19 protein-coding genes are annotated in these 21,066 nt (G+C 43.8%); 7 read left to right on the plus strand and 12 right to left on the minus strand.

The genetic code is table 11. The features are described from left to right. Nucleotides 1-211: 211 nt before the first annotated feature. The 10 genes from dnaK to B5D55_RS02265 all read right to left on the minus strand — a co-directional run bounded on the left by dnaK (nt 212) and on the right by B5D55_RS02265 (nt 11,282). Entirely contained in the window at nt 212-2,167 is a 1,956-nt protein-coding gene (gene dnaK / locus B5D55_RS02220) for a molecular chaperone DnaK (protein ID WP_078932363.1), read from the minus strand. A 41-nt stretch (nt 2,168-2,208) separates the two neighbouring features. After that, nucleotides 2,209-2,814 carry a nucleotide exchange factor GrpE gene (locus B5D55_RS02225; RefSeq protein WP_078932364.1) on the minus strand — a complete coding sequence of 202 codons (606 nt, stop codon included), beginning with the start codon at nt 2,812-2,814 and terminating at the stop codon, nt 2,209-2,211. A 143-nt stretch (nt 2,815-2,957) separates the two neighbouring features. After that, complete coding sequence (locus B5D55_RS02230; RefSeq protein ID WP_078932365.1) at nt 2,958-3,896, minus strand: RluA family pseudouridine synthase; 939 nt, start codon at nt 3,894-3,896, stop codon at nt 2,958-2,960. Further along, nucleotides 3,893-4,897 (minus strand): hypothetical protein, encoded by a 1,005-nt coding sequence (locus B5D55_RS02235; RefSeq protein WP_078932366.1) that lies wholly within the window; start codon nt 4,895-4,897, stop codon nt 3,893-3,895. Before B5D55_RS02235 ends, B5D55_RS02230 begins: the two co-directional genes overlap by 4 nt. Before the next feature lie 78 nt (nt 4,898-4,975). Continuing rightward, complete coding sequence (asnA, locus tag B5D55_RS02240; protein ID WP_078932367.1) at nt 4,976-5,998, minus strand: aspartate--ammonia ligase; 1,023 nt, start codon at nt 5,996-5,998, stop codon at nt 4,976-4,978. A gap of 26 nt (nt 5,999-6,024) precedes the next feature. After that, nucleotides 6,025-6,555: an adenine phosphoribosyltransferase gene (locus B5D55_RS02245; RefSeq protein WP_078932368.1), complete on the minus strand. Its 531-nt coding sequence runs from the start codon at nt 6,553-6,555 to the stop codon at nt 6,025-6,027. Nucleotides 6,556-6,631: 76 nt separating this feature from the next. Continuing rightward, nucleotides 6,632-7,525, minus strand: coding sequence for a prephenate dehydrogenase (locus tag B5D55_RS02250; RefSeq protein WP_078932369.1), 894 nt, complete (start codon nt 7,523-7,525; stop codon nt 6,632-6,634). A 60-nt stretch (nt 7,526-7,585) separates the two neighbouring features. After that, nucleotides 7,586-8,620 carry a 3-deoxy-7-phosphoheptulonate synthase gene (aroF, locus tag B5D55_RS02255; RefSeq protein ID WP_078932370.1) on the minus strand — a complete coding sequence of 345 codons (1,035 nt, stop codon included), beginning with the start codon at nt 8,618-8,620 and terminating at the stop codon, nt 7,586-7,588. A 442-nt stretch (nt 8,621-9,062) separates the two neighbouring features. Next, the gene (tsaD, locus tag B5D55_RS02260; RefSeq protein ID WP_078932371.1) at nt 9,063-10,082 is read right to left on the minus strand and encodes a tRNA (adenosine(37)-N6)-threonylcarbamoyltransferase complex transferase subunit TsaD; all 1,020 of its coding nucleotides are present in this window, start codon (nt 10,080-10,082) and stop codon (nt 9,063-9,065) included. Between the two features lie 30 nt (nt 10,083-10,112). Next, on the minus strand, nt 10,113-11,282 hold the full coding sequence (locus B5D55_RS02265) for a divergent polysaccharide deacetylase family protein (protein WP_078932372.1): 1,170 nt from the start codon (nt 11,280-11,282) through the stop codon (nt 10,113-10,115). A 1-nt stretch (nt 11,283) separates the two neighbouring features. Between B5D55_RS02265 and B5D55_RS02270 the strand changes: the two genes are divergently transcribed. The 7 genes from B5D55_RS02270 (at nt 11,284) to B5D55_RS02300 (ending at nt 19,746) form a co-directional block, all read left to right on the plus strand. Beyond that, a complete protein-coding gene (locus B5D55_RS02270; protein WP_078932373.1) occupies nt 11,284-11,616 on the plus strand; it encodes a hypothetical protein in 333 nt (110 codons plus the stop codon). A 578-nt stretch (nt 11,617-12,194) separates the two neighbouring features. Beyond that, nucleotides 12,195-12,800, plus strand: a complete 606-nt coding sequence (gene thrH / locus B5D55_RS02275; protein WP_078932374.1) for a bifunctional phosphoserine phosphatase/homoserine phosphotransferase ThrH — start codon at nt 12,195-12,197, stop codon at nt 12,798-12,800. A 78-nt stretch (nt 12,801-12,878) separates the two neighbouring features. Next, nucleotides 12,879-14,177 carry a bifunctional glutamate N-acetyltransferase/amino-acid acetyltransferase ArgJ gene (gene argJ, locus B5D55_RS02280; protein ID WP_078932375.1) on the plus strand — a complete coding sequence of 433 codons (1,299 nt, stop codon included), beginning with the start codon at nt 12,879-12,881 and terminating at the stop codon, nt 14,175-14,177. A 12-nt stretch (nt 14,178-14,189) separates the two neighbouring features. Next, nucleotides 14,190-15,095, plus strand: coding sequence for an acetylglutamate kinase (argB, locus tag B5D55_RS02285; protein WP_078932376.1), 906 nt, complete (start codon nt 14,190-14,192; stop codon nt 15,093-15,095). A 10-nt stretch (nt 15,096-15,105) separates the two neighbouring features. Continuing rightward, nucleotides 15,106-18,066, plus strand: coding sequence for a hypothetical protein (locus B5D55_RS02290; RefSeq protein ID WP_143593144.1), 2,961 nt, complete (start codon nt 15,106-15,108; stop codon nt 18,064-18,066). Between the two features lie 101 nt (nt 18,067-18,167). Then, entirely contained in the window at nt 18,168-19,340 is a 1,173-nt protein-coding gene (locus tag B5D55_RS02295) for an aspartate aminotransferase family protein (protein ID WP_078932378.1), read from the plus strand. A 1-nt stretch (nt 19,341) separates the two neighbouring features. Further along, on the plus strand, nt 19,342-19,746 hold the full coding sequence (locus tag B5D55_RS02300; RefSeq protein WP_078932379.1) for an acyl-CoA thioesterase: 405 nt from the start codon (nt 19,342-19,344) through the stop codon (nt 19,744-19,746). Here the strand turns inward: B5D55_RS02300 and B5D55_RS02305 are convergent. Both B5D55_RS02305 and B5D55_RS02310 read right to left on the minus strand, forming a co-directional pair. Next, entirely contained in the window at nt 19,712-20,194 is a 483-nt protein-coding gene (locus B5D55_RS02305) for a C-GCAxxG-C-C family protein (protein WP_078932380.1), read from the minus strand. The two genes, B5D55_RS02300 and B5D55_RS02305, sit on opposite strands and share 35 nt — an antisense overlap. Then, entirely contained in the window at nt 20,195-21,019 is an 825-nt protein-coding gene (locus B5D55_RS02310) for an Mrp/NBP35 family ATP-binding protein (protein ID WP_078932381.1), read from the minus strand. It lies immediately after the preceding gene. Nucleotides 21,020-21,066 lie beyond the last annotated feature (47 nt).

Below are 21,066 nucleotides of genomic sequence, written 5' to 3' on the forward strand. Positions count from 1 at the left end.
AGGGGATGGCGCAAGTTTTATTTTTTTTCAACAATCTTTATTGTTCGGCTTGCGCCTTCAGTTTTGCACGGCAAAACTGATTTATGCATTTTACCCCGTTTTTTTCACAGGGAAAAACACTGGCTAGGCGCAAGTTTTATTTTTTCAACAATCCTTATTGTTCGGCTTGCGCCTTCAGTTTTGCACGGCAAAACCGGCTTACAAATACAGCCTATGAATCATCCTTAACTTCGTAGTCTACGTCTTCGGCGGAGCCTTTGTCAAAATTGCTGGATTTGGCAGAATCGGTACCTGCTGCATCAGCACCTGCTCCGGCATCAGAAGCCCCCTGTGCACCTGCACCGCCCTGAGCTGCCTGCTGCTTGTATACTTCTTCTGCAATCTTATAGGAAGCCTGTTTCAGTTCTTCTGTCTTTGCCTTGATGTCGGAAGTATTATCTGACTCAAGAGCTTTCTTCAAAGCTGCAACTGCATCCTCAATCTTCTGCTTGTCAGCACCGCTTACTTTATCACCAAGATCTTTCAGTGATTTTTCAGTAGCATAAATCAAGCTGTCAGCCTCGTTCTTTGCGTCAACAGCTTCACGTTTTTCCTTGTCAGCAGCAGCATTTGCCTCTGCATCCTTAACCATACGGTTGATTTCGTCCTCGCTCAAGCCAGAAGAAGACGTAATCTGAATATGCTGCTCTTTTCCTGTTCCCAAGTCTTTTGCAGAAACGTGAACAATACCGTTTGCATCAATGTCAAATGTAACTTCAATCTGCGGAACACCGCGAGGTGCTGCCGGAATGCCTACAAGGTCAAAATTTCCGAGCGTGCGGTTCTGAGCCGCCATCTCACGTTCACCCTGAAGAACGTGGATTGATACGGCAGTCTGTCCGTCAGCAGCCGTAGAGAAAATCTGGCTCTTCTTTGTAGGAATTGTCGTATTGCGCGGAATAAGTTTTGTAAATACGCCGCCCATTGTTTCAATTCCAAGAGAAAGAGGAGTAACGTCAAGCAAAAGAACGTCTTTTACATCGCCCTTCAAAACGCCGCCCTGAATTGCTGCACCTACGGCAACAGCCTCATCCGGGTTTACTGCACGGCTTCCTTCCTTACCGAAGATTGATTTTACTACTTCCTGAACTTTCGGCATACGTGAAGAACCGCCGACCAAAAGAACCTCATCAACTTTATCAGCAGAAATTCCTGCATCAGCAAGCGCCTTGCGGCACGGCTCTTTTGTACGTTCAAACAAGTCATCCGTCATCTGCTCAAACTGAGCGCGCGTAAGCGTCTTCTGAAGATGCTTTGGTCCTGTTGCATCTGCCGTAATGAACGGAAGATTTATATCTGTTGAAGTCTGGGAAGAAAGCTGGATTTTTGCATTTTCAGCTGCTTCACGCAGACGCTGCATAGCCATAGCATCATTTGAAAGGTCAATTCCAGAATCCTTTTTGAATTCTGCAATAAGCCAGTTGATGACGGCACGGTCCCAGTCATCACCGCCAAGGTGAGTATCGCCGTTTGTAGATTTTACTTCAAATACGCCGTCACCCAGTTCAAGAATGGAAATATCGAACGTACCGCCACCCAAATCGTAAACGGCAATCGTCTTGTCCTGTTTCTGATCCTTATTAAAACCAAATGCCAGAGAAGCAGCAGTCGGCTCGTTGATAATGCGCTTTACGTCAAGCCCGGCAATTTTTCCGGCATCTTTTGTTGCCTGGCGCTGTGCATCATTAAAATAAGCAGGAACAGTAATTACAGCTTCCGTAACCGGCTCGCCAAGATAATCTTCCGCTGTTTTCTTCATTTTCTGAAGGATGAATGCAGAAATTTCCTGCGGACTGAACTGCTTTTTTTCTCCGTTCTGCTCAATCTGAACACGGCAGTCTGCACCATTGTCGAGAACTGTATACGGAAGCTTTGTAGCTTCTCCCTGCAATTCGCTGAATCTGTGGCCGATAAGACGTTTTACAGAATACACAGTATTCTTCGGATTTGTTACCATCTGATTTTTGGCAGGCTGACCGACAATGCGATCTCCCTTTGCAGTAAATCCTACGATAGAAGGAGTCGTTCTGCCGCCTTCAGAATTCTGAATGACAACCGGCTCGCCATTCTCCATAACAGCAACACATGAGTTTGTAGTTCCTAAGTCAATTCCAATAATCTTTGACATAATCTATATTCTCCCTAAATTTAACCTTATTATATTCTTACCTATTCAGAAACAGGCATTGTTACCAGAACTTTTGCGTGCCTGATAATTTTTTCCTTAAGCTTGTAGCCTTTAAGATAAACTTCCTTAATTTCCGGTTCTTTTACTTTGCCTTCTTCACTACGAAGAGCTTCGTGTTCATCCGGATTAAATGCATCGCCTGGCTTACCGTAACTGACAAGATTGTACTTATCCTCAAGCATTTTCACCAGATTTTTGTTAATCATCTTGATACCGTCCGCAATAGATTTTGCGTCCGTCGCATTCTTTGAGGCTTCAACTGTCCGGTCAAAGTTATCCAGGCTTTCAAGCAGGTCACCAAGCAGATTAGCATTTGCATAATCAAACGTGTCCTGCTTCTCCTTTAACATACGTTTGCGGTAATTGTCAAAATCCGCAGCCCTTCTTAAAAGCTGGTCTTTTAACTCCGCATTCTCCTTTTCAAGGGCAGCTATTTTTTCCGCATCTGTCGGTTCTTTCTGCTGCTCCTGGTTTTCATTGTTTTCGGCAGAACCAGTACTGTCCGTACTTTCTTTTGTTTCAGTAGAATCAACAGTTTCTTCTGTCTGATTCTCTGCTGCCTCAGCATTCTGATTTTCTTCTGACATTTCGGTGTCCTTTTTTAGTATTCTATAGAAAAATACTAATTTTCTGTGCAAAACGTCAACAGATTTTTTTATTTTAACTTTTTTTTATATAGTACAAAATAGCAAAAATGAAAATCCTGCCACAAAAAGAAAAGCTCATTCTCCTAAAAAAAACTGCACGGAGCATACACAGAAATATGCTCTCCTGTAACAGGATGGTCAAATTCAAGCCGCTCCGAATGAAGCATAAGTCGTTCTGCCGGAATGCCGCCGTACAACACGTCACCGGCAACGGGAAAACCGGCTTCGCTTAAGTGAACGCGAATCTGGTGCGTACGCCCGGTGAAAAGTTTTGCCTGAACGGCGGCGCATTTTTTTCCGGAGAGCATTTTTTCCCCGACGACGGAAAATTCCGTTTTTGAATAAAGTCCGCCCTTGTCCTGCGGAAGCGTCCCCCATCTGCACGCGGCGCTTTTCGGAGAAATCCTGCCGATGAATGACTCGACGGTAAATTTTTTACTATGGGGAAGACCGTTTTTTCCGTAGCAAAGAACCTTGTATATTTTTACGAAACGGTGCAATTCAAACATATCGTGTACCGCTGCATTCACGCAGCGCTGTTTTGTAAAAAGAATTACGCCGCTTGTATCACGGTCAAGTCGGTGCATTATGCCTGCATACGGCGGATTACGAAGCGAAGGATTTTTTGACCACAAATACCGGATGACCGCATCATGCAGGTTATCCCGTTTCTGAGAGCCGGAAAACGTTTCCTCCACCGGAAAAAACGCCGGCTTATTCACCAAAATCAAAAAATCATCTTCAAAAAGAACGTCTTTATCGCTCACTTCAAACAAAATGTCGTCCGGCTTTTTCTCAAAGAAAAACTTTTCTTCCTCAAAATTGACGGTAACGGTGCTCCCTGCAAAAACGTCATACGCAGGGCGGCGAATCTGGCGTCCGTCAACAAAGACTGCGCCGGCTACAATAAGCCGCCGTATTTTTGAGTTGGAAAAATCACCGTTCCTGGAACAAGCCGGAAGTTCACGGCGTAAAAGTCCGTCAAGACGAGTGCGCACATCAGCAGTAAGCGTATATTTCATAAGACTTTATAATCCACATCACCGTCATTCAAAAACACCCTGACGCTGCAATGTTCCATACATACATCGTTTGAAAATGCCTCAAGGTCAAAACTTTCAGGTCCAAGCAAATCGTCCGGATGATACTGAGTTTCAATGACGGACTCAACACCTTCTGCAACAACGCGGCTTAGCGCACCGTTCAGAAGAACAATATCCTTCACAACCGGGAAAACATCAGAAACTTTCTTTTCTTCATACTTTATAGAAAGAAACAAAAGCTGCATTTTCTCAATTTCCGAATGAGGCTCGTTTTCCGGCACAAAACCGCTTCTATAGTCACAGTTGTTCACGCGCTGCCACTCGGCGAAATCCGCAAAAAATTGGGAAGCTGACAGACGTAAAGGCTTTAAGACAGAATTGAACCACGCTACCGCACGCCCCGCGGAATAGAACGTCCGGCAGGCAAACGCAATGTCACGCGCATAGCGGATATCGTTTCCGCTGAAAACGCCCGTTACTTTTGCAGACGAATTTTCTTCCGCATTTTCAGTCTGCGGAAAATCAATGTGATTAGGATACTGTGCGCAGATAAAATCTACCCGATCCTTAAAAGATTTCAGCGTGTCGCAAGAATTATCGGCATAGAACAGTTCCATTCCGAACACAAGACCGGCATTATTAAGAATGGAACATTTTTTTGCATAAAATTTCTTGTCGAACACAAGAAGTTCTGCGCCGTCACGATTTTTCTTTACATCGGAAGAAGCAGGAATTTCAAGGGAACAGTTTATGCGTAAAGCCTGACTGCACACTTCCGAATCAATCAGTGAAGGATTGACTTTTATGGAAACAAAAAGTTCCGGCGCATCTTTTTCAACCATCTTAAAAAAATGAAGAAGCCGTGATTTATTTCCGGCAATTTCCGGGTCGTGTACAACAAGCTCGGTAATTCCCTTTTTGCCGCATTCTTTAAGCGAAGATTCAAGCTCGCTGCTGTCAAAGGTATATTCTGTTTTCACATCATTCCTGCAAAAAAAATCCGTCTTCCGCAAAAGCAGAAAACGGCAATTTTTTCTATACTACAATAAAATATAAAACTAAAGCAACGGAATTCCGCTTCTTTCACACTCTTTTCTGATTTCGTCCGGCCAGGCGCTTACCTGAGTTTCGCCGATATGCGCCTTTCTTAAAAGGAACATACACAGCCGGGACTGACCTATTCCGCCGCCCAAAGTCGGAACAAACTCGCCGTTAAGAAGGCGCGAATGGAACGAAAGTTTTTCCCTTTCAGGACAGCCGCGCTCTTCAAGCTGCCGGCGCAGGCTTTCAGGAACAACGCGTATTCCCATAGAAGAAAGTTCCAGCGCCCTGCCAAGAACTGCATCCCAAACAATCAAATCGCCGTTCAATCCTACGTGACCGTCTCCGGCATCGCTTATCCAGTCGTCATAATCAGGCGCGCGTCCGTCGTGGATTGAACCGTCAGGAAGTTTTCCGCCTATACCGGCAATGAAAATCGCGCCGTATTTTTTTGCCGCAGCATTCTCGCGCTCTTTTGGCGTAAGGTCAGGATACTCGCGGTACAAATCGTCTGAATAAATCAGCTTGATTTCTTCCGGCAGTACAGGTTCAAGCATTGAATATCTGTCGTAAATGAAAAATTCAGTGCGCTTAAGGCTGCGGTAGATTTTCTTAACAATGTCAAACAGGAAGAAAATAGTCCTGTCTTTTTCGTCAACAGCCATCTCCCAGTCCCACTGGTCAACGTACAGCGAATGAATTTCGTCAAGCGTTTCATCCGGGCGGATTGCGTTCATATCAGTATAAATACCGAATCCCGGCTTAAGTCCAAGTTCGGAAACTTTTATGCGCTTCCACTTTGCAAGCGACTGAACAATCTCCATCTTCTGACCGCCCATTGCACTTACATTAAAGGAAACCGGCTTTTCTACGCCGTTCAAGTCATCGTTTATTCCCATTCCGGCAGGAACGAACAGCGGCGCAGTTACGCGCGTCAAATTCAGTTCCGTCGAAAGGCTTAGCTGAAAAAAATCCTTTATGCTTACTATTGCATGTTCTGTTTCTTTTACCGAAAGAAGCGGCTTATATTTTCTAAACATTTGTTTTTCCTCTTGACCTTTCTTTTTTATTTTCCGTTGTAGTTTATCAAAGTCGTTACTTTTACCGGAGCAAGAGCCTTTTCATAGTTCAGTTCCGGAAGTCCGATTATTCCGAAGAATTCAAAAACTTCTGCGCCGCCTGCTTCAACAAGCGATTTTGCAGCGGCAAACGTTCCGCCTGTTGCAATCAGGTCATCAACGACAAGATATTTTTTTCCCGGCTGAATGTCTGACTTGTGAACTTCAATTTCGGCAGTTCCGTATTCAAGCGCATACTTACAGCTGTACGTTTCTCCCGGAAGCTTCCCCTTTTTCCTGATAAGGACAAGAGGAAGCCCGAGCCGTTCTGCAAGAGGAGCTGCAAGCAAAAATCCCCGTGACTCGATTCCGGCAATTGCATCTATCCCTGAATTTTCATACAGTTCTGCCATTTTATCAATGCAGTATCTGAATGCTTCCGGATTTACAAAAACACCTGTTATATCGTAAAAAAGGATTCCGGGCTTTGGAAAGTCCGGCACCCGGCGGATTGCCTTATCAAGAATTTCAACACTCATAGTCGTAAATACTAATACTGATTTATATAGTTTTCAAGAGAGATTTTTACGGCAAAAGAAAAAATCACCGGAAAGATTACTCAACTTTTGTCCGTATACTCCCCATTTTCATGCGTTTTGTCCGAACGTCATCAAGCAGGCGGCACAGGGATTCTGAATCTCCGTTCTGAATATCGCGCTTGAATTCTTCCATACAGTTCTGGAAGCGTTCTATGTGGGCAACAAGCTTTTCTTTATTGGAAATGAACAGTTCCGTCCACAAAGGCGCGTTTATCAAGGCGATGCGCGTAAGATCTTCAAAACTTCCGCCGCCGAATGCAGTAATTCCTTCGTCTTCGGCACTTTCTACAAGAGCGCTTGCTATGACATGGCACAGCTGGGAAGTAAAACCGATTTTATAGTCATGAAGTTCGCAGGTCGTTTCAGTTATGCGAGTAAATCCCATTGCAGAAATCAAATCGCGCATCATATCAAGATTTTCTTTTTTGTTGTACGGCTGCGGAATGAGCAGATAATTGTGATTTACAAAAAACTGTGCATTCGAAGCCGCATATCCTTCTTTTTCTCCGCCTGCCATAGGATGACCGATTATAAAATCAACGTCTGCACGCATAATCGAAGGAAGTTCGGATTCAAAAATGCCTTTCACGCCGCTTATGTCAGTTACAATCGCTCCGCTCTTAAAATGATTTTTATGTTCGCGCAGAAAATCAAGAGTCGCGTGAGGATACAGGCAGATGAACACAACATCACATTCCGGGAGCATTTCTGCAACAGAATCAGACGTAAACGCCCTGTCTATTACGCCTTCGTTTTTTGCAGCTTCAAGACAGGCTGTACTTCTGTTGCAGCCGTAAATGCGCCCCGTACTGCCGGACATACATAAAATGCGTTCGCGGATAGACTTTGCAAACGAGCCGCCCATAATTCCAAGTCCGACAATTCCGTATGTTAAATCTTTCAAATGCATATCATCCTCACGGTATTACTGTAAATCAATTTTAATGTAAATGCAAACAATAAAAACTTACTATATACACTTTCCTTCAACCGCGGCGTATTTATTCAACTTTGTGGTAAGTTCCTCAAACTGCTGAGGAGTCAGCTGTTGGCTTGCATCGCTCATTGCTTTTTCAGGATTACAGTGAACTTCAATTTCAAGCCCGTCTGCTCCTGCAGCAACTGCGCACTGAGCCAGAACAGGAACCATCCACCTGATTCCGCAGGCATGGCTTGGGTCAATAACAACCGGAAGATGGCTTACTTTATGAAGGTACGGAACGGCACTGACGTCAAGACAGTTGCGGGTATAATTATCATACGTTCTTATTCCGCGTTCGCACAGAATGACGTTTTCGTTTCCATTTGCCATAATGTATTCTGCGCTCATCAAAAGTTCGTTTATAGTTCCGGAAAGTCCTCGCTTCAAAAGGACAGGTTTATTCGCTTTTCCAAGTTCCTTGAGCAAATCAAAATTCTGAAAATTCCGCGCACCAACCTGAATTAAATCAACGTTATCAAAATATTCCAGTTCCGTAACGGACATCAGTTCCGTGCAAACAGGAAGTCCTGTTTCTTTTTTCGCCTTTTCCAAAAGCCTTATTCCTTCTGCACCAAGTCCCTGAAAACTGTACGGAGAAGTGCGCGGTTTGTACGCACCGCCACGAAGAATACGCGCACCGGCTTTTTTTACTGCACGGGCAACACTGATAATCTGCTCCTCGCTTTCTACGGAACACGGTCCTGCAAGCAAAGAAACTGTTTTTCCGTCCCCGATGCAGCACGGAATTATGCCGGACTGTCCGCCGCCTACAGTAACGACAGTATTTGCCGGATGGAACGAACGGCTTGCCATTTTGTACGGCGCAGAAACCCGCTCAGCAGACTCAACGATTTCGTTCGCAAGAAAATCCTCCGGGTCAAGTTTTGAAGTGTCGCCCAAAAGTCCGATAATCGTCTTGTCAGTTCCCTCTGAAAGATGAATGCCGAATCCCCTTGACTTAATTTCGCCTGTAAAACGCTCAACGTCTTTTTCCTCCGCATTTTTCTTTAATACAATAATCATAATTTTCCGCCTTTCAATTATTTTGATATAAAAAAAGGGAACTCCCCAAGGAGTTCCCTTTGATTTACTGATTTATTTCAGAAAACAACAGCGCACGTCAGAATCGGCACAAGGACTCCTTCTTATTGTGAGAAACGTAATAATAATAGAGGTAAGCCTGCAATGCAGAACTGATCTGTGTTTTCATACGAATTAGTGTACAGGCGGAAATTGTAATTGTCAAGGAGAGAACGCAAATTTACTCGGGGGGGGGTACAGCCGATGTTTCAAGGACAGTTTTTTTGTGCTACCACAGGGACATTTCTAACTAATCTAAAAATTGCACACCGCAGAAAACTTCCGTTTTCGAGGATTGCAATTTCGTCCGCGCAAGCGGACAGCCCGATACGCAGTTTGCAGGCAAACTGAAAGTTAGGAATGGCACGATATTTTAGTGCCGTTCCTAACTATTTTTCAACCCCCGTTTGAACTGCGGAATACGCGCAGAGGCGGTTGTATCCCATCCGGAACGGTCGCCGCGTTCAAGGAAATGATACGCTACGCCTGCAATCATCGCACCGTTATCGCCACACAGTTTTAGCGGCGGAAAAATGCACTGTATGTCGGTGCGCTCGGCAAGAATTGCGCGAAGACGCGAATTGGCAGCTACTCCGCCGCCTGCAACGACAGTTTTTAGCCCGGTGTCTTCTACGGCACGGAAAAGACGTGTAGTAAGGGTGCGGCAGGCTGTTTCCTGGAATGCGGCGCACATATTCTCTGTAGAATGTTCAAATCCATCATTCCAGAACATATCGCACTGATGAATTACGGCAGTCTTAAGTCCGCTGAAACTCATATCGTAGCGGTGTTCTGACCCGTCAAGATGAGGAACAGGAAAAGATGCAGCAGCAGGATTTCCCTCTTTTGCAAGGCGGTCAATGACAACGCCTCCCGGATAGCCCAGTCCGTAGAATTTAGAAACCTTGTCAAATGCCTCTCCCACAGAATCATCAACGGTTGTTCCTAAAACTTCAATATCGTCAAAACCATTCACCTTGCAGATAATGCTGTGTCCGCCAGAAACAAGAAGCCCCAGATACGGATAGGAAATGTCATTTTCAAGATGAGCGGCATACAAATGACCAAGCATATGGTTTATTGCAATAAACGGTTTTCCGGCTGACCAGGCAAGCGTTTTTCCGAACGTCATTCCAACAAGAAGAGAACCCATAAGTCCCGGACGGTTTGTTGCGGCAACTGCATCAATATCTTCCATTGTCAAAGACGCTTCTTTCAATGCCTGACGAACTACAGGAAGAATCCACTCCGCGTGTTTACGGCTTGCAATCTCCGGAACAACGCCCTTATAAATCTTATGAAACGGAATCTGCGTAGCAACGACATTACTCAAAATTTTATGTCCGTCTTCAACAACAGCCGCAGCCGTTTCATCACAGCTTGACTCAATACCCAAAACCTTCATATTTATACCTTTTCATACCTTCAAACAAAATCAGGGCGTTATCAGCGCGCCGGATGCAGAAACGGTCGTAAACACATACCCTTTTCCGCTCAGCAGAGGATACAGTTCCGAAAGAATTTCCGGAAGAACGTCCGCAGACCATACATGCCCTATCATTATAGCGGCGCCGTTTTTATTTGCAATAGATACGCCTTTCATAATCTCCGAAATTATATCTGCACGATTTTTTGTATTGTCGATAAAAACGTTACGCTCGTAATAGCTGAGTCCCAGACTCATTGCAGCCTGAGGAACGCGCGTCTGGCTTGTCGTACGAGAATCAACAAAATACAGCCCCATATTGGAAGAAACCTGAAGCACCGTACCGATTTTTACTTCGTCCTCGCAAATCAAAGAACCTTCGTGATTATTCAACCCTCTTACAGGCCCTATTTCAGCGATATTTTCGCGAAGACACGTTTCTATTTCATACAGTGTCATATCAGGCGTTATTGCGCCAGGTCCCGGATTTACAGACAGATTGATTGCCTGCATCGGCTGATGAAGCATAAGTTCTTTTCCGCTTTTACGTACACGTTCCGCGGCCTGTTTTGAATGAGCAAGTTTTGGAAGAACAGCAACAGTAACAGGAAACGGAAGCGCAAGGAACGACTCCAGCTGAGAAAGATTTTGTCCGCCGTCGTCAAAAATCAAGACAAGTTTTGCACCGTTTACTGCCGGAGGAATTTCAGGAATGCCGGAGGACGGCTTTTTTATCGGAGGAACAGACTTTTCAGAGGATGCAGATGAAACAGGCGCTTCCGGCTGTTTAACTGGAGACGATGAGTCCTTTTTAGAAATATTTTTTTCAGCTTCAGATTTTTTATTTTCAGGCAGTTCCTGTTTTTTTACCTCCGGCTTTTTTTCTGCCTGACTTTTTACGTTACCAGAAGGTTTCTGCTGTCCGCCAGATTTTTTTTCTGTCTGAACAGGCCGCTGAATTTCAGCCGATGCAGTTTTTTCCGAATGATATACGTTTATTTCGGAAAGAGTATTTACAAGAAGCAATGCCGTACAAAGAATGACTACTATAGTACATAAAGCAATTATTTTATTTACAGGAATATACACTTTAGGCTTGCGAGCCTTCCGTTTGTGCGGAACAGACTTTTTTTTCTGAGATTTTGTTTTTCCGGCAGTATTTTTTTTCTTCTGAATCATAATGACAGCGGGTTTTAGGGAAATAAAAAGCGGCTGCAATGCAACCGCTTTTTATTCTACAGTTTTACAAAAAGTATGTCCACCAAAAATCATTCCGATGGTATTAACGTTCAAAAAAGATAAACTCTCAGAGGTAATTTCCCGAAACCCTCAAAAACAGGAAATTACCTCATACCCTCTTCGGATAAACACCCTCTGCCTGAACGACAGAACACTCTCCAATGTCCTCAGAAAAGATAAGATAAAGAATGATACTGAAACAGAACCATTCCGTCAGAGTTCAAAAGAACTCACTCCGATTATACCCTCTCCAAAAAACTCTCACTTATTATAATGCAAATTCCGTGCCAACTTTTTAATTTTTTTATGGTATAAAAAAATTCGTGTTTTTTTTATTTTTAATGCAATAAATTTATATTACCTTAAAAAATTTTGGCGTAAAACAGATTTCAGGGAAAACAGACTGTATTATTTTATATATTTATATACAGTAATAGTATTATTTTTCATACATAACTTTTAAAAAGACAGATTATTTTCACAAAATACCATTTTTCACCTGATAAAATACCATAAAAATATGGTATTTTTACTGACACAAAAGAAACATTTTTTTACAAAAAAAATAATTCATTCGTCATTAAAATGCAAAACAAAGCACTTAATTTTTTCATACACGGATTTTAATCCCGCAATGGCAGGATATAAGTGCCACTCCGATACCGTACGAAGAACCTGACGGTTATACAGCCATACTAAAACTTCCCTAAAACACCCCTGCCCTGCAATCGTCAAAAAACAATTACTAAATTCATTGTATATTGGCAGTTACCGCTATAATTCGCTATACTATGGAAAGGCTGGCAAAAATCAAAAGACAGCCCGAATATTTAAATATTATTGAGGAAAATTATGTACATTACATGCTTGGATTTGGAAGGAGTGCTTGTTCCTGAAATCTGGATTGCCTTTGCAGAAGAAACAGGAATTCCTGAACTGAAAAAAACGACAAGGGATGAACCTGACTACGACAAACTTATGAAATACCGCATTGAGATTCTAAAGCAGCACAATCTGGGACTTGCAGAAATCCAAAACACTATTGCAAAAATAGATCCTCTGCCGGGCGCAAAAGAATTTCTTGACGAACTCCGCTCTTTCACCCAGGCAATTATTCTAAGCGACACGTTCGAACAGTTCGCTTCTCCGCTTATGAAAAAACTAGGAATGCCTACGATTTTCTGCAATACGCTTGAAGTTTCTAAAACAGGAGAAATCACCGGATATAAAATGCGCTGCGAAAAAAGCAAGCTCACAACGGTAAAAGCATTGCAGTCCTGCGGTTTTGAAACAATCGCATCGGGAGACTCTTTCAACGATTTGGGAATGATTCAGGCGTCAAAGGCAGGATTCCTGTTCCGCACGACAGAGCAGATTAAAAAAGATTATCCGTCATATCCGGCATTCACCGAATATGCAGACCTTTTAAATGCAATAAAAACTGTTGTTTCTGAATAATAATAAGTGATATACTTTTGCTGCCCGTGCGTAAAACCGCCTGCGGCAGTTTATATATTATAGTAGGAAGTATGCTATATGAAGTCTGATTTTTCGTTTATTAAAGGCGGCGTAACGGCTCCGGCCGGATTCACTGCAAATGGAATTCTGTGCCACATCAAGGCAAGCAGAAAGACAAATGATACTGCCCTGATTTTTTCTGAAAAACCGTGCAATGCGGCAGGCGTTTTTACACAGAACCGCGTAAAGGCGGAAAGCGTAAAACTGACTAAAAAGAATATTGCAAACGGACGTATTCAGGCAGTCATTGCAAACAGCGGAAACGCAAACTGCTGTACCGGCGCACAGGGAGCAGAAAACGCACTTCGTATGGCAAAAGCTGCAGCGACAGAACTCGGAATAAGTGCAGACGACGTAATCGTCTGTTCAACCGGCGTTATCGGACAGCAGCTTCCGGTAGAAAAAATCGAGCAGAATATAGGCGCACTGAAAAACGGTCTTTCAAAGGAAGGACACAAAGAAGCGCGCATTGCAATTATGACTACGGACACACAGTTTAAAGAATGTGCCGTAGAAACGACTATCGGAGGGAAGACTGTAAAAATCGGAACGATGTGCAAAGGCAGCGGAATGATTCATATAAATCTTGGAACGATGCTGAGCTTTATCACAACCGACTGCGCAATCTCCGCAGAAATGCTGCAGAAAGCACTCTACGAAACAGTTGCAGGAACGTATAACTGCGTTTCGATTGACGGCGATACAAGTACGAATGATACGCTTACAATTCTTGCAAACGGTATGGCAGGAAACGAAGAAATCACCGCGGACGGAGAAGATTACAGAAAATTCCTTGATGCACTGAACATAATGAATACTATTATGGCAATGAAAATTGCGGCTGACGGAGAAGGCGCATCAAGACTTATAGAATGTTCCGTTACAGGCGCAAAAGACGTACAGACAGCTCGCGGACTTGCAAAAGAAGTCATCCGCTCAAACCTTGTAAAAGCCGCAATGTTCGGAAAAGATGCAAACTGGGGAAGAATACTCTGCGCAATGGGATATTCCGGCTACGAATTCACCCCGGAAAAAACGAGCGTCTTTTTCTCAAGCAGAAAGAATGCAAAGCGCTTTTTTGAAGTGGAAGGCGCAGAGTCAGTTCAGATTGCAGGAACTTCTGCTTCAGACGAAGAAATTGAAGTATTCCGCAATGGAGTTCCGCTTGATTTTGACGAAGAAAAAGCAGCGCGAATTCTAAAAGAAGAAGCAGTAGAAATCGCAGTAAAACTTCAGGACGGAAACGCAGAAGGAAAAGCCTGGGGCTGCGACTTAACATACGACTACGTAAAAATCAACGGCGATTACAGAACCTGACAGGGAGAATATATGACTGATATAGAAATTCAAAATGACGAAAAAAGAGGACGCTCGCTTGATAACGAGCACTGGGCAGACGTTCTTGTACAGGCAATGCCGTACTTCAAGCAGTGGTGCGGAAAAATCGTCGTAGTAAAATACGGCGGAAACGCAATGCTTAACGATGACCTTAAAGCTGCCGTTATGAAAGACCTTGTCCTTCTTCATACAATCGGCGTTCATGTAGTGCTTGTTCACGGTGGCGGACCGGAAATCAACAAGATGCTTGAACGCGTAGGAAAAGAAAGTAAATTTGTAAACGGACTCCGCTACACTGACGACGAAACGATGGAAATCGTACAGATGGTTCTTACAGGTAAACTGAACAAGGACATCGTAGGACTTCTTTTGCAGGAAGGCGGAAAGGCCGTAGGCTTGAGCGGCGTTGACTCAGGTCTGCTTCGCGCAAAAAAAATCAACAAGGACGGAACTGATTTAGGCTTTGTAGGAGAAGTTACGGAAGTTCACCCGGAAATCGTATCTTCAATGCTTGAACAGGGCTTTATTCCTGTAATATCGACTGTTGCGCTCGGAGAAAACGGTGACAACAACCGCTACAACATAAATGCAGATACAGCTGCCGCAAAAATTGCAGTTGCGCTAAGGGCAGAAAAATTCATCCAGCTTACAAACGTTTCAGGTGTTTTAAAAGACATAAATGACCCTAAATCACTCATAACGCGCATTCCTGCGGCAAACGTTCCGCACCTTATTGAATCAGGAGTCATCGCAGGCGGAATGATTCCTAAAGTCGAATGCTGTATGATAGCCTCAAAAGGCGGAGTTCCGCGCACGCATATTATCGACGGACGCGTTCCGCATTCCCTGCTGATAGAAATGTTCAGCGACCGCGGTATCGGAACAATGATTTATTAGAACAATTCAAATGCAGAAAAAGAGAAGCAAAATGCACCTGAGGAAAAACAGTTTTTTTATACACTCACCGCGCGTCCTGCTTCTCTTTTTTTTAATCTGCACCGCTCCTTTATACGCCGCAATTTATTCCCGGCCGCGCCGCGTTTTTGTAATTCAGACAGAGTATTTTGAATACATTTTTCCGCGAGGCGCAGAACAGACAGCCTGTTATCTTGCGAAAAACGGCGACGCACTGTTTGAAAAGGCGACGGAGCAGTTCTCCCTGCAAAAAACGTTTCGCATACCGGTAGCAATCTCCCTTGATTCAGACGTACTTTCTGTTTCGTATACAGCAACGCCCTACAACAGAATAACTATATTTCAGGCGCCGGGTGAAGCACAGAACTGCACTACGGACAATGCGCTCCTTTCTGCATTCGCAAAATCAATCACCGAAGCCGTAGCTTCATCCGTAAGAAGTCCGTTCTGGCAGTTTGCAAGCGACCTTTTGGGAATGGATGCGCTTCAGCCGGCGGCGCTTCTTAACATTCCGGCAGCTTTTATGGACGGAATTATAAATGCGGCGGTTTACAGCGACGGCGGCGGAATAATGAAAGACAGTTTTTCTCTTGAACTTCTGAGCCGCGCAAAAAAAGAAGGCTGCTTTCCTACCTGGAACGATGCATCCGGCGCAAAAGATACCTATCCTGTGCAGATTTCGCAGACAGCCTGTTCCGCATTTGCCGCATACATCCAGCAGCGCTGGGGAATGGAACTCTTTGCCGAATTCTGGAAGCAGTGCGGCTCAGTTCAGTTTTTCAAACTTACGCCTGGAATTTTCAAGAAAGTTTATAAAATTCCGCTTAAAGAAGCGTGGAAAGATTTTGAAAATTCAATCCCGGTACCGCAGACAGTCAGTTTTGGAACGAAAATTTTTAAAGGTTCGACAGAAAATTTATATTCCCTTCTTACAGAAAATCACGGAATGCTCATTTATTTTGATTATTCAAAAAATGCAGTTTTTTCAGTAGACAAAAAGCAGAAAAGAAAACGCATCCTCATTGCAGAAAACATTACATCGCTCTCCTCTTCTCCGGACGGAAATTACCTTGCCGTTTCGTACAAAGCAGAAAAAACGAACCGGAAACTGACTTCCTGCACGACACAGGTTTTTGACCTGCAAAAAAAACTTTTTCAGCCGGAATTTACGAATGTACGGAACGGCACTTTTTTTGAAGAAAGGGAAGGAAAAACGGCGATTGCAGGTTTTTACGCAAAAGACAGTCAGGTTCAGCTGAAGGTGTTTCCATTTTACGAAACAGTAGAAAAAACAGATATGTTTACGTTTGCACTGCCGGAAAACATACAGACGGAAGGAATAGTTCCGCTCGGAACAGGAAAATTACTCTGCATATATTATTATAAAAAAGACTGCATTCTTCAGACGGTAAACACAATTACGCGTGAAACAGCCTTCTATAAACTTCCTGTACAGGCAAAAAACTTTACCAGATGCGAAACTCCCGACGGAAGCGACGTTTTCTTCACTTATACGGACGGAACGCCGTACAGCGTAAGCAAAGCCGGATACATTCCCATACTGGAAAAAGGCGGCGCGCTTGGAGATGCGTATCTTGCACAGGACTCTGTTGACGGCGGAATGAACGGAACGTGCGTTGCAGACGGAACAGTATATTTTTCAAGCAGCACAGCAAAATATCAGGTTCTAAAACAGGCGAACTTTAAGGATTTGGAAAAACTCAGCTTTATCGCCGTACAGAAAATTGAAATCGAACAGACAGAAATGCAGACGGCAGACATCATTCCTGTAAAAATCGAAAAAATAAACGGTGAACACGGTACGGAAAAATACCTTTCAGAATTTAAGATAACAAAATACAAACCAATTCACTATATATTTAAGGGAACCTTGTTTCCGTTCTTCCCGATTTCGTCGTTCGACTTTACAAAAACTTCTTTAGCCCCGGGACTGGGCGCAACATACTACACAAGCACCGATCCACTGGAAACTATGACGGCAGCACTGTCATTCTGCGCCGGATTTATCGACCTTTCCCAAAAGACGTTCACGCTTGATGACAATTTCACCCTTGCTTCTACCATAAACACCACAATTCTGCCATTCGACCTTTCGCTAAGCGGAATCTGGAGTTTTGATTCGCAGGGACATTATGATTTACAAGCAATGCTCGGCGTATCGTGGAATCATTTTCTGGGAATGTCATTCCACCATCTTTCTTTCGGACTTAAAATGCTCTGGAAATGCACGACAACGTATATTGACTATGAAACAAACACGTCGACGGAACTTGACGACTGGCCGAACATCGCCGACGCATACAATACGCTCAGTTCATATTTTAATATAACTTACTCAAACTATCACCAGAGCGGAATGACCAGTTTTGAACAGTACGGAATAGAAACAGGCGCAACACTCATAAATATCTACGACCCGCAAAAATCAAACAAAGAAGAAGAAAATTCAACAAATCAGTTTACGGCATCACTTTCATTCGGACTGAAATTACCGTTCACACTGCCTGTTTTTAACACAGGAAACTGGGTTCTCTGTATGCCCCTTGCCTTCTACACAAGCCTGTACGGAAGGAACGGCAAGTCCTCCGAATCTTACGCAGAAGCCCTTGTTGCAGGTTACGAAATTCAAAAGGGAATTCCCGGCATAAATCTGTATCTTCAGCGTTTCGGCATAAAATTCGGCTACGACATTCAGCTTTATTACAACGAACTTGAAAATTCAAACACCGACTTAAGGGATTTCAAAAATTTTATGAATGTCCTTGTAAATTCGGAAACAGATGATTATTTTTACATAAATCTTGAAGCGGCGCTGTCACCGTCAATCGGAAAATTTGCAGATTCTGTAAAAATCACTGCCGGCGTACAGTTCCAGATGAACATCAGAAAATCAAAAGGAAAAATCGCCGCCCTGTTCAATATGAATTTATAGTGTTCCAGTTCCTTATTATTTCAGTACTGTTTTTAACAATGATTTTTATCTTCCACAAAAAATGCATATTCGCTAGAATACTTGCACAGGATGGTAATTTTATGGAAAAAAAGATTGTAAACAACTACGGAAGCTTTGACCTGACATTCGTTAAAGGAAAGAATGCAACTATGTACAGTGCAGACGGACGTAAATACATTGACTTTATAGCAGGAATCGGAGTCAACTGCCTGGGGCATAACAACAGACATCTTGTAAAGGCAATCCGTAAACAGGCATCTCGCCAGCTCCATATTTCAAATTATTATTTTTCAGATACAGGACTTGAATTTGCAGACAGGCTGCTTTCTGCAACAGGCTTTACCGGCGGATATTTTGGAAATTCCGGCGCAGAAGCAAACGAGGCAGCAATAAAACTTGCGCGAAAGTACGGACAGCTTAACGGCGGAAGCAAACGGAAAGTAATCGTAACGCTGGAATCATCGTTCCACGGAAGAACGCTTGCAACGCTTACGGCAACAGGACAGGAGCGCTTTCACCCGGAATGTTTTGCGCCGTACCCGGAAGGATTTAAAACAATAAAGCCAAACGATTTTGACAGCCTGAAAAATGCCTTTGACGATACTACAGCCGCGCTTCTTATGGAGTGCGTTCAGGGGGAAGGCGGAGTAAACTTAATAAATCCAGAATGGGCAAAAGCCGCGGCACAAGCAGCCCGGAATGCAGGTGCGCTTGTAATTGCGGACGAAGTGCAGACCGGAATGGGAAGAACAGGCACGCTTCTTGCAAGCGACTGGCTTGGAATAAATCCAGATGCCGTAACCCTTGCAAAAGGAATTGCAGGCGGAATTCCGATGGGCGCGTGCCTTTTCCGCAACAAAGCGCAGGGAGTTTTTGAAGCCGGCGACCACCAGTCTACGTTTGCGGGAAATCCGCTTGCCTGTGCCGCAGGTCTTGCCGTACTGGAAACACTTACAGCGCCGAATTTTCTTGAACGCGTAGAAGAAGCCGGCGAATACATAAGGAATACAATAAGAAACTGGAATCTTCCTATAGTAAAAGAAGTCCGCGGAAAAGGTTTTTTAATAGGCACGCAGATTACGGACGGAATAAAACCGTTTGACATTGAAGTAAAATGCCTTGAAAACGGACTTTGTACAACGACAGCAGGAAGTGACGTAATAAGGTTCCTTCCGCCGCTTACAATTACAGACAAGGAAATTGATGAAGGGCTTGCAATCTACAAATCAACACTTGAGGAGTTCTGTAAATAAAATGAAACACATAACGAAACTGACCGTCCGCCCTTACGAGTGCGACTCTTACAATCACGTAAACAATGCAGTTTACCTGAACTATCTTGAACACGCGCGAATGGATTTTCTTCACGCAGCAGGCTTTGACTATAAGGGAATTGTAGCGGCAGGGTATTACCTGTACGTTACGCACGTTGACATTCACTACAAGGCGTCCGCATTTTTAGACGACGAACTTAAAATTGAGTCATACCCGACAAAACTCAAGCACGTTATGGGAGAATTTCATCAGACAATAAGAAAGAAAGACGGAACTGTCTGCGCAGAAGCAGACGTTTCCTGGGCAAGCGTTTCCACACAGGGACGCCCGTCAAAACTACCGGAGCAGTTTATTGTTCCGGGTCTTGTACCGGATGAGAACTAATATAACGGCAGCATATTTCGGCGGCAAGAGCCGCAAGTTTTGCACACGGACGCTTCTGATAATATGCTGCCGTCCGTTCTTCGCTTACAGTCTGCAAAGTATCAGCGCTGCGTGAAAGCCCGAGAAGTTCACGGCATATAATAGAACCGTTCTGCTTCTTGAATTCGCCGGCAAGTTCCTGCGAAACGGCATAGCACCTGTCCTTGCAGTTTTTATCTCCGGCAACACCGTTTGCGTACTTCAAGCCGCACACCATAAGCATACCGCTCACACAGCCGCAGACTTCACGCATACGCCCCATTCCGCCGCCAAACGGAAGCGAAATTTTGAGCGCAGTCGCTTCATCAAGTCCAAGTTCATCTGCAAAAGTACACAAAACAGCCTGCGAACAGGCATAGCCGCTTTTAAATAGAGATTCGGCTTTTTTTCCAGCTTCTTCAGGCGTCATCTAAAGCAATCCTTCTACCAATTCAGCCGCCGTATTAAGGTACGGCAGGTCAAGACTTTCAATATCACCGGAATCAACATAAGCTGCCGTTGATTCTTCCATAGGAATTCTTGCAAGAACAGGAATTCCGAACGTATCGGCAATTTTTTCAATATTACTTTTTCCAAATACAGAAATTTCACATCCGCAGTCAGGACACTTAACGTAGCTCATATTTTCTACAAGTCCCAGAACAGGAACATTCATCATATTCGCCATTTTTACAGCTTTTTCAACAATTACGCGGACAAGCTGCTGAGGTGATGACACTACAATAATTCCGTCTATAGGAAGCGACTGAAATACCGTAAGCGGAACGTCACCCGTTCCCGGAGGCATATCAACAAACATAAAGTCAACGTCCTTCCACACAACGTCAGTCCAAAACTGCTGAACAGCCCCGGAAATTACAGGACCTCGCCATACGACAGGATCGTTTTCATTTTCAAGCAGGAAATTCATCGACATAAGCTGAATTCCAGAATCAGTTACTACAGGATTCAATGAATTTCCGTCGCCGGAAGCGCGGGTTTCACTAAGCCCGAAACTTTCAGGAATAGACGGACCTGTTATGTCCGCATCAAGAATAGCAGTCCTGAAACCGTCCCTGTGCACCTTGCAGGCAAGCAGACTGGTTACAAGAGATTTTCCGACTCCGCCCTTTCCGCTTACAATACCGATTACTTTTTTTACAGAACTGCCTTCGCGCAGTTTTATATGCAAATCACGGCTTTCACACGATTTTCCGCAAGAGGAACAATCGTGGTCACATTTTTCTTCTGCCATACAATACTCCAATAAAATTATTTTTTATAAATCTCAGACCGCATCAA

It is taken from the genome of Treponema porcinum (assembly GCF_900167145.1).
Taxonomy (GTDB): domain Bacteria; phylum Spirochaetota; class Spirochaetia; order Treponematales; family Treponemataceae; genus Treponema_D; species Treponema_D porcinum.